We start from the raw sequence: 15837 nt of genomic DNA, 5'->3' as shown, positions 1-15837 counted from the left end.
ATGATAACAAAAAACCTCCGACATTTACTGCCGGAGATTTTTTGAAACAGATAAATAGAATCAAAAAACTGTTTCTTTATATAGGCGCTAAAAATCGATGTCACTAAATTCGGGTAGTACTTATCTTGATTTTTTAGCTGGTTCTGCCTTTCTAGTTGCTTTTTCTTCAGGTTTAACGGCCTCAGCTTTTTTCTCTTCCGCTTTTTGAGGCTGTGCAGTTTCAGCAGGTTTTACCTCTTCTGTTTTAGCAGGCTGTTGCTGAGTTTGTGTTTGTGCTTTTGGTTGTTCCTGTGCAAATGCCATTACTCCTGTAAGCATTAATGCGCTTAAAAATAATTTTTTCATAGTCGTGTTATTGTTTTTTAAATATTTCACTTAACATATAACATAAGCCAATTACAATGCCTTTTTGAAAATGAAACTAAAAACCAATACTCAACAGCCTAAAAATCAATTATTTAATAAGAGAAACAGAATTACCTCATCATTCAGAAATGTGAGGAATAATGGGTAATTGTGTAGAAAGAATTGTGGATTTTTTGTAGAAACCTAGTTGTTTCGGATAGTAGCCTTAACCAAAGCAAGTGCCTTTACCTTATAAAGTTCAATATCCCTGTCCTTATGATATTTGTTTTCGCTAACCAGTTTAATCATACCCGGTTCTTCAGAGCGTTCAATAAATTTCACTGTAATATACTCCTCTCCATCATTGTCTATGCTAAGCAGGTACATCTCTCCCCAAAAGATATTATTAACGATATCCTTAACTTCTTTATAAAGTACAATATCTCCGCTTCTAAGTAAAGGATACATACTGTCTCCGGTTACATAAATAGCTCCGTCACATTTTGGTAAATGAGGAATACTGATATGATCTGAAGGTACAGCTGTTTTGCCCTCATTAAACAAAGGTACTATACCTGCCACAGCTTCAAGATCGTATAAAGGAATTTGTTGGGAATCGATATTTGTATCGGTTTTTAAACTAAAGGTTCTTATTATCCTTTCGTTAGCAATAGCATCAGAATTATTATCTATAAGCATGTTTCCTTCTCCGGTTAAAAGCCAAACCGGATTAAGATCGCTATATACCTGAAAAATTTTCTCCAGCACATTAGAGCCTATGCTCTTATTGTCTTTCACTGCTTTAGAAATGCTGCCCCTGCTTGCATCTATACTGTTTTCAAATGCATAGTAGCTAATTTCTCTTGTCTCAATATATTTCTTTAAACGATCCGCAACCATAACTCATACTATTTTATTCCACTACAATATTAAGAAAATTTTCTTATACCTGCAGCAACATAAAGCTGATTTAAAAAAATGTACCTTTGCCCCAGTACATGGAACAAAAGAAATACACATACCCAAAAGAGGAAAAGCTAAAGAGCAGAAACACGATAGACCTTATGTTTAGTGAGGGCAGGTCGGTTTCAAAATACCCGTTACGACTGGTGTATGTGCCATTACCTGTAACAAACGAAAGTCCAATAAAGGTAGGGGTTTCGGTGTCTAAAAAACATTTCAAAAAAGCGGTAGACCGCAACTATTTCAAAAGATTGTTAAGGGAAACCTATAGGCATAATAAGCACCTGCTGTTAGAGAACATACCCGGTAATTATGCTTTTATGCTGATGTACCAAACCAAAGACCGTTTGTCCTTAGAGGAAATAAATACCAAAACCATTCAGCTTTTTGAAAAGTTTATTATCCAACTTAAACAGCAATAAACTGTTTCTTAGTCTTTTGTAATATTGGTAATGTTTTTTGCGTTTTAACAAAAAACACCTTTACTTATGAAAAAATTTCTTGCCTTTTTGAGTATTGCAGTTCTATTACTTTCCTGTAAGGAAGAAGTTAATGAAGCATATGCTACAGAAGAGATTGCCGATCAGATAATTGCTAACTCTTCAAATGCAGAATACTATAAAATCGCTCCTAAGTCTATCAGTGGTCAAGCAAAACAAACAGACCCAAAAATAATTAAAACCGCAACGCTTCGTTTTGAAACCCAAAATCTTGAAACTACTGCCGATAATTTAAAACAGGCAATAGGTAAATTTAATGGGGAAGTGCAAAGCGATGAAGAAAGAAATGAATACAACACAGTAAGCCGTTCCCTTAGCATAAGAGTACCTTCCCACTCGTTTGACAATTTTATAGACGAAATAAGTAAAGGAGTAACGTATTTTGACAGAAAAGAAATTTCATCCCGCGACATTACCGAGGAATACATTGATACCGAATCGCGTATAAAGACCAAAAAAGCACTGGAAGAAAGATATCTTCAACTGCTTAAAAAGGCGAACAAAGTATCGGAAATGCTGGAAATAGAAAAAGAACTGTCGGCAATTCGTGAAGAAATTGAATCGAAACAGGCACGCTTGCAATACCTGCAAAGCCAGGTTTCCTACAGTACCGTACAACTAAGTTTTTACAAAACCGTTGCCGAAAGAGAGGAAGCTACTGTTTCTTACGGAAGCAAAATAGGTAATGCCCTGAAATCAGGATTTAACTCGCTGTCAAGTTTCTTTATCGGTTTGATTCAAATATGGCCATTTATCCTTATTTTCGTAATTGCTTTTATTTTAATCAGGAGAAGATTCCGACGTAAAAAACAATAATATCATGCTATCCAGACTAAAAAGAAAATATGTTATCCCGGCTTTTGCAGTTGCTTTTCTGTTTGTTGGGGCCAGCTTTAAGGACGATTTTTTTGAAATCGCCAAGCAGGTTGAGATTTTTACAACGCTGTTTAAAACAGTAAACGTAAACTATGTAGATGAAACCAATCCGGGTGAGCTTATGGATACTGCCATAAAAAACATGCTTACCGATCTGGATCCGTATACCGTTTATTTCAACGAGCAGGATGTTGCCAAATTCAAGATAAACAACACCGGAGAATATACCGGCATTGGTGCCCTTATAACCCGTAAGGACGGTAAATTGATAATTAAAGAGCCTTACAAGGATTATCCTGCCGACAAAGCAGGTCTTAAGGCAGGCGATGAGATTATCCAGATAGGTGATGTAAGCCTTATTGATTTTAAGGAAGATGCCGGCGAACTTTTAAAAGGGACAAAGAACACGGCAATTGATATAAAATACCTGCGTCAGGGTAAACCTTACAGTACACAAATCATTTTAAATGAGGTAGATGTATCGGCGGTTCCCTTCTATTCTATGGTAGGCGATGACACCGGATATATCGTTCTTAGCCAGTTTAATGCTAAAGCTTCGGCAGAAACAAAAGAAGCTTTACTGGAACTTAAAAAACAGGGTGCTAAAAAAATAATCCTTGATTTAAGGGGTAATCCCGGAGGTTTGTTAGGAGAGGCTGTAAACATCTGTAACCTTTTTCTACCGCAAAACGAAACCATTGTTACCACAAAATCTAAAAACGAAAAATACAACAATACCTACAGAACACAAAGGGCTCCGGTTGATACCGAAATTCCTCTGGCTGTATTGGTAAACGGTAAAAGTGCTTCGGCTTCCGAAATTGTTTCAGGAGCTTTACAGGATTTAGACCGTGCCGTGATTGTAGGCAGCAGAAGTTTTGGTAAAGGATTAGTGCAAAGGCCTATCGAGCTTACTTATGGCACTCAGGTCAAGGTTACTATTTCCCGTTATTATACTCCTTCAGGCCGAGGTATTCAGGCCCTTGATTATACCCACAAAGATGCTGACGGTAAAGCCATAAGAATAGACCAGAAAGACTATAACGCATTTAAAACCAAAAATGGCCGTACCGTTTATGATGGCGGGGGTATATTACCGGATGTGGTTCTTGAGGAATCTAAGCAAAGTTCTATAGCCGATGCCTTACAGCGAAACGATGCTATTTTTAACTATGTTACCGAGTATTACTACAAACACCCTAACCAGGGTACTACTATACCAACAGTAAGTGATAGTGATTTTGATGGCTTTAAGCAGTTCCTGAAAAGAACCAATTTTGATTTTGATACAGAAACTGAAAAATCTCTTAAGGCTACCTTGGAAATTGCAAAAAAAGAAAAAGTAGATGAAACCATAGCGGCAGAGTATAATCAACTACTGGCGGCACTTAAGAAAAGTGAGGAAAAAGAGCTTAACCAAAACAAGGAAGAGATAAAAGAGCTTTTACTTGATGAGATTATAACCCGCTATCAGTATAAAGAAGGTTTGTATAAATACTATACAACCAGTAATGCAGAGATAAAAAAAGCAGCAGCTCTACTTAACAATACTGCAGAATATAACAAGATACTTTCAAAATAATGCACCTAAATCCTCAGGTTTAAGTACCTGAGGATTTTTTTTAGGTTAAATATCACAGGTGCACTTAACGTTATTTATAAAAACATATACCTTTGCTGTTTTAATTTATTGTTATCGTGAGCAGTAGTCACAAACATTTGAACAAAGTAACCTTAGGCGGACTTATTGTTACTTTAGGAATTATTTACGGAGATATAGGTACTTCTCCATTATATGTAATGAAGGCCATAATGGGAGGCGAAGCCATAGAGCAGGATATTGTTCTTGGTGCCCTGTCCTGTATCTTCTGGACCCTTACACTGCAAACCACAGTAAAGTATGTAATACTTACCTTACAGGCTGATAATAAGGGTGAAGGTGGTATTTTCTCTCTTTATACCCTTGTAAAACGATTAAAGAAAAAAGGGCTTATAGTTCCTGCTATCATAGGTGGTAGTGCACTTTTGGCCGATGGTATTATTACCCCTCCCATCTCGGTTTCCTCTGCCATTGAAGGTTTAAGGATTTATAATCCGGAACTGGATACGGTGCCTATCGTTATAGGAATCCTTTTTATCCTTTTTGCAATACAGCGCTTTGGTACTAAGCTGGTAGGTAAGTTTTTCGGGCCTATGATGCTTATTTGGTTCGGTATGCTGGGAATATTAGGTATTATTCCGCTTATCTCAAACATTGAAGTTTTAAAAGCACTTAACCCTTACTACGCTTTCCACTTATTGAAAATACATCCCGAAGGTTTCCATGTACTGGGCTTTGTTTTCCTTTGTACAACAGGAGCTGAGGCTCTATACAGCGATATGGGACACTGTGGAAGAAGCAACATCCGTATCAGTTGGGGATTTGTAAAAAGCATGCTGGTATTAAACTACTTTGGGCAAGGAGCCTACCTAATATCACATTCAGGCAAAACTCTGGCTGAATTAAGCCATAACTCTAACCCCGGTAACCCTTTCTACCTTTTAATGCCCGATTGGTTTGTGCCTATGGGTATTGCCATTGCAACCTCAGCAGCAGTAATTGCTTCACAGGCTTTAATAAGCGGTTCGTTTACGCTAATCAGTGAGGCAATGCGCCTTAACTTCTGGCCAAAAGTGTCGGTTAAATTTCCTACAGAACTTAGGGGACAATTATATATTCCATCGGTAAACTGGCTATTATTCCTGGGGTGTGTATTTGTAGTACTGCACTTTAAGGAATCAGGGAATATGGAAGCGGCTTACGGCCTTGCCATTGTACTTTGTATGATAATGACCACTACCCTTTTGGGCTACTATATGGTCATGAAACGCTACAACCCTATCCTGATAATCTTTACCGTAGCGGTATACTTTTCAATAGAAGTTTCGTTTTTTATAGCTAATATTAGTAAGTTTACCCACGGAGGATATGTTTCGCTCATCATTGCCGGATTGCTTTCGTTTATTATGGCAGTTTGGTTTACAGCGAAAAAAATACGCAGCGAGTACACCGAGTTTACTAAAATTGACAACTATAAAAGCGTGCTTGCCGACCTGAGCAACGATCAGTCGATACCTAAGTATGCCACTCACCTGGTATACCTGACCAACGCTCAGTTTAGTGATGAAATAGAATCGAAAATTATATATTCGATATTACAAAAAAGACCAAAACGTGCTGACATTTACTGGTTTGTGCATGTTAATGTGGTAGATGAACCTTACCGTATGGATTACCGTGTAAGGGAAATCATGAAAGATGATGTGATAAGGGTTGATTTTTATCTTGGTTTCCGTGTGGCACCAAGGGTTAACCTTATGTTTAAGAACGTTGTAAGGGACATGGTTAAAAACGGAGAGGTAGATATTACCAGCCGTTATGAATCGCTAAACCGTAACAATGTAATTGGTGACTTTAAATTTGTGATTATCGAAAAATTCCTGTCTTACGACAACGATTTACCTTGGTATGAAAGAATAATCCTTGATATATACTTTGTGCTTAAGAAGGTGAGCCTTACCGAAGGCCGTGCATTTGGACTAGACAACAGCTCTGTTAAGGTAGAGCAGTTCCCAATTGTGATACACCCTCCTGAGGACCTGCATTTAACAAGGGTTGAAGATCCTAACTAATAATTACAAATGAAACCTTTTTACTACATCTTATTATTATTTTTACTGCCAAAACCATTATTTTCCCAAGAGGAAGTAGTACACTCAATTTACTTTGAGTTTGACAAATTTGACCTGAAAGAAAAACAGGCTACCGACGTGGTTGCCTTTATTCAGGCAATAGACACTACCCGTGTAGAAAGTATCCAGATTTTTGGGTACTGCGACGACCGCGGGAAGGATGAATACAACTTTAAGCTTTCTAACAATCGCGCTAATACCATTAAAAACAAGCTGATTGAAAAGGGTATTAAAAACAAGATTATTGTTACTATAGAAGGCCGCGGAAGAATCTTACTGGAAGAAGATATTGATAACGTATCGGAAGCACGTGCTAAAAACAGGCGTGTAGACGTTGTGGTTAACTTTGAGCCGCTTCCTCCTCCTCCATTAGATCCGGGCGTTTATGATGCCCTTAAGGAGAAAATGGTAGTAGGTGACAGGGTAATTATGCGAAACATTCTTTTTGACAGGGGTAGCAGCAAATTAACCCTTTCCTCAAGAAAAGAACTTGACAAGGTTGCCAGGATACTGCAGAAATACAAAAATCTTGAGTTTGAAATCCAGGGACATATATGCTGCACACCAACTTTCCAGAAAGAAGCCATTGATATGGATACCAAAAAAAGGGAGTTGTCTAAAAACAGGGCTTATGCCGTTTATAAATATCTGGTATCTAAAAAGATTCCTGCAAGACGCCTTACCTACAAGGGCTATGGAAACACCCAGCCGCTTGGTAAAGGATCTGAATTTGACAGACGGGTAGAGTTTGTTATTACAAAAATCTGATTTACAGTATATTCATTTTTATATGGGGAATGCCGTCTTCAAGATAGCCTTCCCCTTCTTGTTTAAAGCCGTGGGCTTCATAAAATTTTTTAAGGTAAAGCTGTGCAGAGATCGTAACTGCCGTAGCATTAAAATGCGTTTTTATACCTTCCAAGGCTTCTTTTATCAAATCGTGACCCCATTTACGGTCGCGATACTTTTCGCCTATCACAACCCTTCCTATTGAGGAATTGTCAAAATAATAGCCGGAAGGAAACAATCGTGCATAAGCTACAATCTTCCCTTTGTATTCTCCAATAAGATGAAGTGCCTTCATGTCTTTACCATCTATATCCTGATAAACGCAGTTTTGCTCCACTACAAATACCTCACTGCGTAATTGCAGGAGTTCGTATAGTTCGGTTAAAGAAAGTTCGTTAAATCGCTTTATTTTAAATATTGGCTTCATAGAAATTCTGCAGACCTGATTATAGACTCCAGCTCCACAATCAAATCTCTTTTAGGGGAAGACGGGCTGTATATAAATCCTTCAATTACCAGGTAACTGTTGTTTTTATCATCCCTAACGGCATAATTGATAAATGGCCCGTTCATAAAATCATTTTTCATTTCCCAGTTGCCGCGGGTTTCAAAAACCATTTTATTACTATAGCTTGTGGTAAAAAAGTACGGGGAATAGGCCTCTTCGGTTACCATAAATGTATTATCATCCTGACCGTGTATATATCTCGCCCCAACAGAATCCCGCATTGTAATAATGTTGTTTAAAATAGTCTTGTCTCTTTCAATAACATTGCACGGTACCCTGTATAATAGCAGGCTGGTATTTCCTCCGGGGGTATCTTTTTTAAGCCATAAGAAATCACTCTTGTTTATGGCATAAGTATATGTGGAAGGAACATTAATACAAACACCAAACTTTTCGAACACACCATGACTAACCAAACCCGATTTAATGTTTCGCTGTTGGTTCTCATTAACTTCGGTTTCCTTAATGGCCCTGATTATTTCGTCAGCATGTATTTCAATAAGAAAAAGTATTTCCTGTGCATTCTTCCCCCTTATGGTAAATACATTTTGTGGCCTGCAGTACCTGTTGGTCTTTTCTGTAAAGCTGTTAATGGTATCCTTATCAATAACAATAATATTTCGGCCTTTGGTAAGCTTACCGCCAAAAACTTTTTCGTTGTATTGATTAAGTGTAAAAAGAGGTTCTTCCTGAGTGAGGCCCTCTACGGGAGCAGCGAGTTTTTTTCGCAGGCTGTCGCCCACATCGCCGTTCCACAGGACATCATCTATAATTATAGAAATTTCGTTTATATTGGAATCGCTGCTATCGCTGCTATTATCACTGTTACAGCCGATAATACACAGGATAAAAACAAAATACAATATTTGTTTTGCTCCCGACATGACAGTGTTTTAATTAACAGCAGACTTCACCTTAAGCTTCATTCCCGGCTGAATGTTTTCTCCCTTAAGTTTGTTCCAATCCTTAAGGTTTTCAACAGTTACCCCGGGGTGCTTTCTTGCAATACTGAAAAGTGAATCTCCTTTTTGAACGATGTATAAACGCTCTTCTTCGTAGTTTACGCTTTTAGATCTTTTGGTTTCTTTAGCGACAACAACCGGTTTTACTTCTTCAGCTTCCTCTGTATCGTTATCTGCAACAGCAGTTTCTTCATCAGTAACAACATCAGCTACCTCCTGCTCTGCCTCTTTCTTAACTTCAGGCTTCGCCAATTTTTTAGGCTTCGCCGCAACAGCAGTTTCCTGAGGAACATTAACTATAATAGTTTCGTTAATTTTAAGTTTTTGACCGGCATAAATGGTATTGCCTTTAATTTTGTTCCACTTTCTTAAATCAGTAATAGATACATTATACTTATCGGCAATCTTACCTAAAACATCACCTCTTTTAACCGTGTGATATTTGGTTTTAACTTTTGTGGTTTTTCCAATAGTAGCTAATGCTTCCTTATCACTGTCGTCAACAAAATATGGCCTTTCCCTCTTTAAATCTTCATAATCTACATAAGCGTAGATTGCCGTTTCATTAGAGGTAAATAATCCTACCTTGTCTTTTGGTAACCTTAAATAATGCGGCTCATCTGCAACAAAAGGAATAACGTCCAGTTTATAGATGGGGTTTAAGAACTGTAGTTCCTCAACCGGCACATCAAGTAAATCAGCAACCTGTCTAAACGACATTTTGCGCTTTACCATAACAGTGTCTGTCTCAAAATAAGTCATAGAAGCCTGTCTTGGTTTAATACCATGCTCCTTACCATACTCATAAATATACATGGTGGCAAGAAATGCAGGAACATACCCCTGTGTTTCACGTGGAAGATTTTTCCTTATGTTCCAATAGTTTTTATGACCGTTTGATCTACGAATAGCTTTAGTAACGTTACCCGGACCGGCATTGTATGATGCAAGCACGAGATCCCAGTCACCAAAAATGTTATACAGGCTCGACAGGTACTGGCATGCTGCCTCGGTAGCCTTAAGCGGATCGCAACGCTCATCCACATAAGAGTTTACCTCAAGATTGTACTGCTTACCTGTAGGGTACATAAACTGCCATAAACCGGTTGCACCAACCCTTGATTTTGCTCTTGGGTTAAGTGCCGACTCAATAACGGCTAGGTACTTAATTTCGATAGGCACGTCATATTTCGCCAAATGTTCTTCAAACATCGGGAAATAGTACTGGGAAATAGCCATAAGACGCTCAAAGCCTTTTGGTCTGTTTTTTAAATAAGATTTAATAATGTTTTCCAGGCCTTTACTGTACTCAATGTTAAATGGTGACTTAGCATCCATTTCTTTCAGCCTCTGCTGAAGTAGTTCTGTAGACAGGTCAAAAGTTACATCGTCATCGGGGTTTAACCTTTCTATATCCTCCTGCATGTCTTCAAACAAATCATTGTTTGCAAGCTCCTTCATCCATAGACTGTCGATACATCTCATTTCCTCATGACGTACAAAGCCCGACTTTACAGAGTCCAGGAAGGACATCTTTATAACCGGTTTAATTTGTATGTCAGCTTCTGCCGTTTCCTGTGCAAAAGCTCCAATCGAAAATGCTGCCAACAGCAAAGACAATGTTCTTTTTTTATTCATAATTTACTTATTAATCAGTTAAATTACAATGTATTACAAAGTAACAATGTATGGTATAACTTTAGTTTCTCGTTAATCGTATAAATTTTAACACTTCCACTATTCTAAAATAGCAGCAATCCCCGGAAGTGTTTTTCCTTCCAGCATTTCAAGCATTGCACCACCTCCGGTAGATACATAGCTCATTTTAGGCTCAAGGCCAAACTGCTTAACCGCAGCAACAGAGTCACCTCCTCCTACAAGAGAGAAAGCCCCTTTTTCTGTAGCTTCAGCAATAAAATTACCAAGCTCAATAGTTCCGTTTGAAAAATTCTCCATTTCGAAAACCCCTAGAGGTCCGTTCCATAAAATGGTTTTTGATTCCAGTATAACTTTTTTGAAATTTTCCAGCGATTTTGGTCCGGCATCAAGACCCTGCCAGCCATCAGGAATTGCGTTAACATCGGTAACCTTAGTATTTGCATCATTGCTAAAAGCATCAGCAGCAATTACATCTACAGGTATGTGTAACTGTACATTTTTTTCTTTGGCTTTTGCCATAATATCAAGGGCAAGATCAAGTTTGTCGTCCTCACAAATTGAGTCGCCTATCTTACCTCCCTGAGCTTTAATAAAAGTAAATGTCATTCCTCCTCCAATAATCATGTGATCTACTTTATCCAAAATGTTTTCAATAACCGTAATTTTAGAAGATACCTTAGAACCTCCTAAAACAGCCGTAACAGGTTTCTTGCTATCCTTTAAAACTTTGTTAAGACTTTCTATCTCTTTAGCAAGAAGCGAGCCAAAACACTTGTTTTCAGGGAAAAACTTTGCAATAATAGTTGTAGATGCGTGTGCACGGTGTGCTGTACCAAAGGCATCGTTAACATAAATATCGCCTAAATCGGCAAGTTTTTTTGCAAAATTTTCGTCACCTGCTTCCTCTTCTTTATAAAAACGTAAGTTTTCCAAAAGAAGTACTTCTCCCGGTTGTAAATCGGCTGCCGCCTTTTCAGCTTCGGCCCCTATACAGTCGTTAACAAATTTCACATTAACCCCAAGAACTTCACTGGTTTTAGCAACAATATGTTTAAGTGAATATTTTTCTTCTTTTCCTTTTGGCCTTCCAAGGTGCGACATTAAAATAGCACTTCCCCCATCTTTTAAGATTTTATCTATTGTTGGCTTGGCAGCTACAATCCTTGTGTCATCGGTTACGTTAAAATTGTCGTCAAGAGGGACGTTAAAGTCTACTCTTATTACTGCTTTCTTGCCTTTAAAATCAAAGTCATTAAGGGTCTTCATGGGTGTATTTTAATATTGTTTAAATTTGGTTAAACGCAAATATAGTTTTTTCCCTCAATTATTTTAAAATAAAATTAAGATACCCTTGTTAATTAACAAAGTTAATCATTTGATAATTAATCTGTTTTTGAAAACTGCATAATTATCTGTTTTTTAGATAGCTCGGCAGTATTTTAAACTCTTTCTTTTGGAAAAGTTCTTACTAATAGCCTTTTAGAAAAAGTAGTTTTATGTAGTTATGAAAACGAGAAAAACAAAGTTGTACCTAACGTTACTATAGAATACGCATATTATATATAACATAATTCTGTACCGTTACATCCCGCAAATTCTTATATATTTGCCCTATGCTTTTTTCAGATATATTAGGCCAGGAACATATTAAAAGCCATTTGACTAAAAGTGCAGATTCTTCAAGAATTTCGCATGCACAATTGTTCATTGGAGCCGAAGGCTCGGGAACTTTGCCTATGGCAATAGCCTATGCCCAATATATTTTATGCAGTAATACCGAGGGTGAAAACAATAACGGTAATGCTGTCTGCAATTTAAAATTCCAGAATTTCTCACACCCCGATCTTCACTTTGTATTTCCGGTAGCCACAAACGGTGAGGTAAAAAGCCATCCTGTAAGTGCCAACTTTTTAAAATACTGGAGAGAATTTATTACAGAAAATCCTTACGGAAGTCTTTTTGACTGGTACAGGAAAATCGACATTCAAAACAAACAGGGACAGATAGGTGTTGACGAAGCTCACGAAATTGTAAAGTCACTTTCCTTAAAATCTTATGAAGGGGGTTATAAAGTGATGATTATCTGGATGGCAGATAAGATGAACGTAGCTACAGCAAACAAACTGCTTAAGTTACTGGAAGAACCTCCGCAAAAAACTGTATTCATACTTATTGCCGAAAGTGATGACGACATACTGCAAACCATTTTATCGCGTTGCCAGATACTTCATTTCGGCAGCTTAAGTGAGCAGGCTATTGCAGATGCTTTGGTTTCCCAACAAAATCTTGATCCTAACGAAGCATTAAAAATTGCACATCAGGCTCAGGGAAATTATAACAAGGCACTACAGCTATTAAATAAAGATACAGGAGGCAACCCTTTTGAACAATGGTTTGTACAATGGGTAAGGGCGGCTTTCCGCGCAAAGGGAAATGCGGCAGCCATACAGGATCTTATTGAATGGAGCGAACAGATATCATCAATCGGACGTGAAGCCCAAAAACAATTCCTGCATTTTTGTATTGATATGTTCCGTCAGGCGTTGCTTTTAAATTACAATGCTAAAGAACTGGTTTTCATGGAACCATCGGTAGAAAAATTCAAACTTGAAAATTTTGCACCGTTTGTAAACGGAAATAATATAAACGATATCTTTAAAGAACTGTCGGATGCTATTTACCATATTGAACGAAACGGTAATGCAAAAATAATTTTAACCGACCTTTCTATTAAACTAACGCGATTAATTCATAAAAAATAAAATTATGACACCAGCTATTATTATCATTCTTGCATTTCTCGCCATCACTTTTATTCAGTCAGGCTATGATAAAGTAACCGACTGGAAAGGTAATGTAGAATGGCTTAAAGGACATTTTGCTCAAAGCGCTATTAAAAACCAGGTTCCGGCTGCTTTACTTTTAGTACTTGTACTTGAGGTAGTTGCTGGGGCTTTTGCCGTAATAGGTATTATAGAAATGCTAATGAAAGGCGGAACAGCAACGCAATTTGCATATTATGCAGCCGTTTTATCATCTATTACATTGTTGCTTCTTCTTTTAGGCCAGCGTATGGCAAAAGACTATGACGGAGCAAGAACCATAGTAATATATTTCATTCCCACAGTACTGCTTTTAAGCTGGCTATAGTATTTAGAATTTTAATTATCAATATAAAAGCCCCAACAAGGGGCTTTCTTTTTATTCGTTTTTAAGGCTTGCCTTATACAGGCGCAACTCTCCCCAGGTAAAGTCGTCGCCATATTTTTCTTTTAAAGATGTAAGCGATTCTCCGTCAAAATCCTTAAAGGCTTCGGCAAGAGCCTTAATCTTATCTCCTGGCAATACTTTTTCAATATTCATTTTACCAACCTGTATTAATCCCGCAAAATGGCTTAACACAGTGGTTTCTGTTAATTTTCTTATCCTTGCAATTTCGGCAATGCTAAGATTTTGCTCCCAAAGTTCAAAGGTTTCTTCCAATGTAGATTTTTTAGGTTCCTTTTTCTTTTTGGCCGGATAGCGTTCTGTTTCATAATCTTCTGTATCCTCTTCAAGCAGGGTAATAGGGTTATCCTTGACATTTTTACGTATTGCTTCAAGTTTTTTAAGCCTGTAAGAATGTATTTGCGGAGTGATAAGGTTCTCCTTCACAATCTCTTCTTCATTAAGCACTACTTCCATTAAGCGTTTGGCCTTCATAAGCCTAAGTACCGTATAGGTTTGCATCTCCTCCAACTCACTTAGCTCCTCATAAAAACCTTTTGCCTTTCTTAGTCTTTTTATCTCCTCAATTTTTTGAAGAATACCCGTAACCAGTTTATCCATAACAGGATAAAAATAATTGTAGGCCGCCTCCACTCTTTCGGCAACAAACTTCATATCGGGTTGTTCCACAGAAAACAATTTGGAAAGCTGGCTAATAAACTTATGCCCCGGCTCGTGCATTTTTTTTATCCTTTCTTCCGATTCATGAGCCCATTCCCTGTACTTGTATTTAAGTGATTTTTTACCTTCCTGCAGATAGGTTAGCCTGTGGCGCTGCCACATGTCGACCAGTTCATCCCAATCGAAGCTGTTTTTCAGATAGTTAAAAATAAATCGTAATGTATCCTTTTGTAGAAAATGCTCCATTTGCTCTTCTTTTACTTTTGAAGAAGCATAATCCATAACATCAAGATCGTTGCTGAGACCATTCATTTGCAACTGAGAAAGCAAAATAAGACCGTTTAACGAACGTAAACGCGAAAGAGCAACATAGGCCTGTCCAGGCAGGAAAACACCCGACACATCAAGCGCGGCTTTGTCAAAGGTTAATCCCTGGCTTTTGTGTACGGTTATGGCCCATGCCAGTTTTAACGGATAATGCACAAAAGTACCTAATATTTCCTCCTCTATTTCCTTCGTGTTTTCGTTAACGTAATAGCGAACATTCTTCCACTCGTACTTATCAGCTTCAATGGTAAGGTCCTCTTCCGGAAAATGTACCAATATCTCCTCGTCCGATAATGATTTGATAACCCCTATCTTTCCGTTAAAGTAATTCTTATCCGGAGAAAGGTCGTTTTTAATGAACATTACCTGAGCCCCTTTCTTAAGCTTAAGTTCTTCCTCCACCGGATATATTTTCTCCGGAAAGTCGCCCACTATTTCAGGTTCAAAAACATATTCCTTTTCATCAAGCTTATCCAGTGCCTTGGCATTAATGCTGTCTGCTTTGGCATTGTGTGTAGTAAGCGTAATAAAACCCGGATTTTTTTCCAAATCAAACGCCGGATCAACATAATTGTTTAAAACAGCAATGTCATCACGTGTTATTACATTGTTTCTCAGATTATTAAGTATGGAAATAAAGTCCTCGTCAGTTTGCCTGTATATTTTTGAAAGCTCAATATACAATGGCGGATTTTGGCTAACTACATGAGAATGAAAGAAATACTTACCTCTATAGTACTGGCTTAACACTTCCCATTCCTCATTTTTCACTACTGGAGGAAGCTGTAATAAGTCTCCAATAAACAATACCTGCACACCCCCAAAAGGAATGTCTTTATGACGCACGCTACGAAGCATAAAATCCATAGCGTCAAGTAAATCGGCACGCAACATACTAACCTCGTCTATAACAAGAAGTTCCATGTTTTTAATTACGGCCTGCTTGTCTCCTCGCATTTTAAAGTGTCTTCTAAGACTGTCTTTATTTTCAAAGCGTACAGAATCGGTTATCTGTGGTAAGCTATTGTCGGGTATAAAGCCTGCAAAAGGCAACTGAAACATGGAATGGATAGTTACACCGCCCGCATTAAGTGCTGCAATACCTGTAGGTGCCACAACAACAACATTTTTGTGTGTGGTGCGTATAATTTCCTTTAACAGGGTTGTTTTACCCGTGCCGGCTTTACCGGTTAAGAAAATTGACCTATTTGTTTGATTTATAAAGCGTAAGGTATATTCTGCTGCTGTAGATAAGCTTTCCATTTGGCGTGTAATTATTCGTTCCCGA

14 protein-coding genes are annotated in these 15837 nt (G+C 37.9%); 7 read left to right on the top strand and 7 right to left on the bottom strand.

The window, feature by feature from the left end:
* Nucleotides 1–120 precede the first annotated feature (120 nt).
* Together NU09_RS07315 and NU09_RS07310 are read right to left on the bottom strand one after the other, a co-directional pair.
* Entirely contained in the window at nucleotides 121–345 is a 225-nt protein-coding gene (locus NU09_RS07315; protein ID WP_129750619.1) for a hypothetical protein, read from the bottom strand.
* 204 nt (nucleotides 346–549) lie between these two features.
* Complete coding sequence (locus tag NU09_RS07310) at nucleotides 550–1245, bottom strand: S24 family peptidase (RefSeq protein ID WP_129750618.1); 696 nt, start codon at nucleotides 1243–1245, stop codon at nucleotides 550–552.
* Between the two features lie 98 nt (nucleotides 1246–1343).
* Between NU09_RS07310 and rnpA the strand changes: the two genes are divergently transcribed.
* The 5 genes from rnpA (at nucleotide 1344) to NU09_RS07285 (ending at nucleotide 7184) form a co-directional block, all read left to right on the top strand.
* A complete protein-coding gene (rnpA, locus tag NU09_RS07305; RefSeq protein ID WP_129750617.1) occupies nucleotides 1344–1730 on the top strand; it encodes a ribonuclease P protein component in 387 nt (128 codons plus the stop codon).
* Nucleotides 1731–1796: 66 nt separating this feature from the next.
* Complete coding sequence (locus NU09_RS07300) at nucleotides 1797–2624, top strand: DUF4349 domain-containing protein (protein ID WP_129750616.1); 828 nt, start codon at nucleotides 1797–1799, stop codon at nucleotides 2622–2624.
* A 4-nt stretch (nucleotides 2625–2628) separates the two neighbouring features.
* Nucleotides 2629–4266: a S41 family peptidase gene (locus tag NU09_RS07295; protein ID WP_129750615.1), complete on the top strand. Its 1638-nt coding sequence runs from the start codon at nucleotides 2629–2631 to the stop codon at nucleotides 4264–4266.
* A gap of 116 nt (nucleotides 4267–4382) precedes the next feature.
* On the top strand, nucleotides 4383–6356 hold the full coding sequence (locus NU09_RS07290; protein ID WP_129750614.1) for a KUP/HAK/KT family potassium transporter: 1974 nt from the start codon (nucleotides 4383–4385) through the stop codon (nucleotides 6354–6356).
* Nucleotides 6357–6365: 9 nt separating this feature from the next.
* The gene (locus tag NU09_RS07285) at nucleotides 6366–7184 is read left to right on the top strand and encodes an OmpA family protein (RefSeq protein WP_129750613.1); all 819 of its coding nucleotides are present in this window, start codon (nucleotides 6366–6368) and stop codon (nucleotides 7182–7184) included.
* Nucleotide 7185: 1 nt separating this feature from the next.
* Here NU09_RS07285 and NU09_RS07280 read toward each other — a convergent pair whose 3' ends face one another.
* The 4 genes from NU09_RS07280 to NU09_RS07265 all read right to left on the bottom strand — a co-directional run bounded on the left by NU09_RS07280 (nucleotide 7186) and on the right by NU09_RS07265 (nucleotide 11600).
* Entirely contained in the window at nucleotides 7186–7632 is a 447-nt protein-coding gene (locus NU09_RS07280) for a GNAT family N-acetyltransferase (RefSeq protein WP_129750612.1), read from the bottom strand.
* Nucleotides 7629–8597: a DUF4837 family protein gene (locus tag NU09_RS07275; protein WP_129750611.1), complete on the bottom strand. Its 969-nt coding sequence runs from the start codon at nucleotides 8595–8597 to the stop codon at nucleotides 7629–7631. Before NU09_RS07275 ends, NU09_RS07280 begins: the two co-directional genes overlap by 4 nt.
* 9 nt (nucleotides 8598–8606) lie before the next feature.
* Entirely contained in the window at nucleotides 8607–10313 is a 1707-nt protein-coding gene (locus NU09_RS07270) for a lytic transglycosylase domain-containing protein (RefSeq protein ID WP_129750610.1), read from the bottom strand.
* Between the two features lie 99 nt (nucleotides 10314–10412).
* The gene (locus NU09_RS07265) at nucleotides 10413–11600 is read right to left on the bottom strand and encodes a phosphoglycerate kinase (protein WP_129750609.1); all 1188 of its coding nucleotides are present in this window, start codon (nucleotides 11598–11600) and stop codon (nucleotides 10413–10415) included.
* 347 nt (nucleotides 11601–11947) lie between these two features.
* On the opposite strand from NU09_RS07265, the gene NU09_RS07260 reads away from it, so the two are divergent.
* The gene (locus tag NU09_RS07260; RefSeq protein ID WP_129750608.1) at nucleotides 11948–13096 is read left to right on the top strand and encodes an ATP-binding protein; all 1149 of its coding nucleotides are present in this window, start codon (nucleotides 11948–11950) and stop codon (nucleotides 13094–13096) included.
* Between the two features lies 1 nt (nucleotide 13097).
* Nucleotides 13098–13484: a DoxX family membrane protein gene (locus NU09_RS07255; RefSeq protein WP_129750607.1), complete on the top strand. Its 387-nt coding sequence runs from the start codon at nucleotides 13098–13100 to the stop codon at nucleotides 13482–13484.
* A 51-nt stretch (nucleotides 13485–13535) separates the two neighbouring features.
* On the opposite strand, the gene NU09_RS07250 is transcribed toward NU09_RS07255, so the two are convergent.
* Entirely contained in the window at nucleotides 13536–15812 is a 2277-nt protein-coding gene (locus NU09_RS07250) for a helix-turn-helix domain-containing protein (RefSeq protein WP_129750606.1), read from the bottom strand.
* Between the last annotated feature and the right edge of the window lie 25 nt (nucleotides 15813–15837).

The sequence above is a fragment of the Flavobacterium beibuense genome (genome assembly GCF_004151245.1).
Taxonomy (GTDB): domain Bacteria; phylum Bacteroidota; class Bacteroidia; order Flavobacteriales; family Flavobacteriaceae; genus Flavobacterium; species Flavobacterium beibuense_A.
Note: the sequence above shows the minus strand (reverse complement) of the source record. Positions and strands in the feature narration are given on the sequence as shown.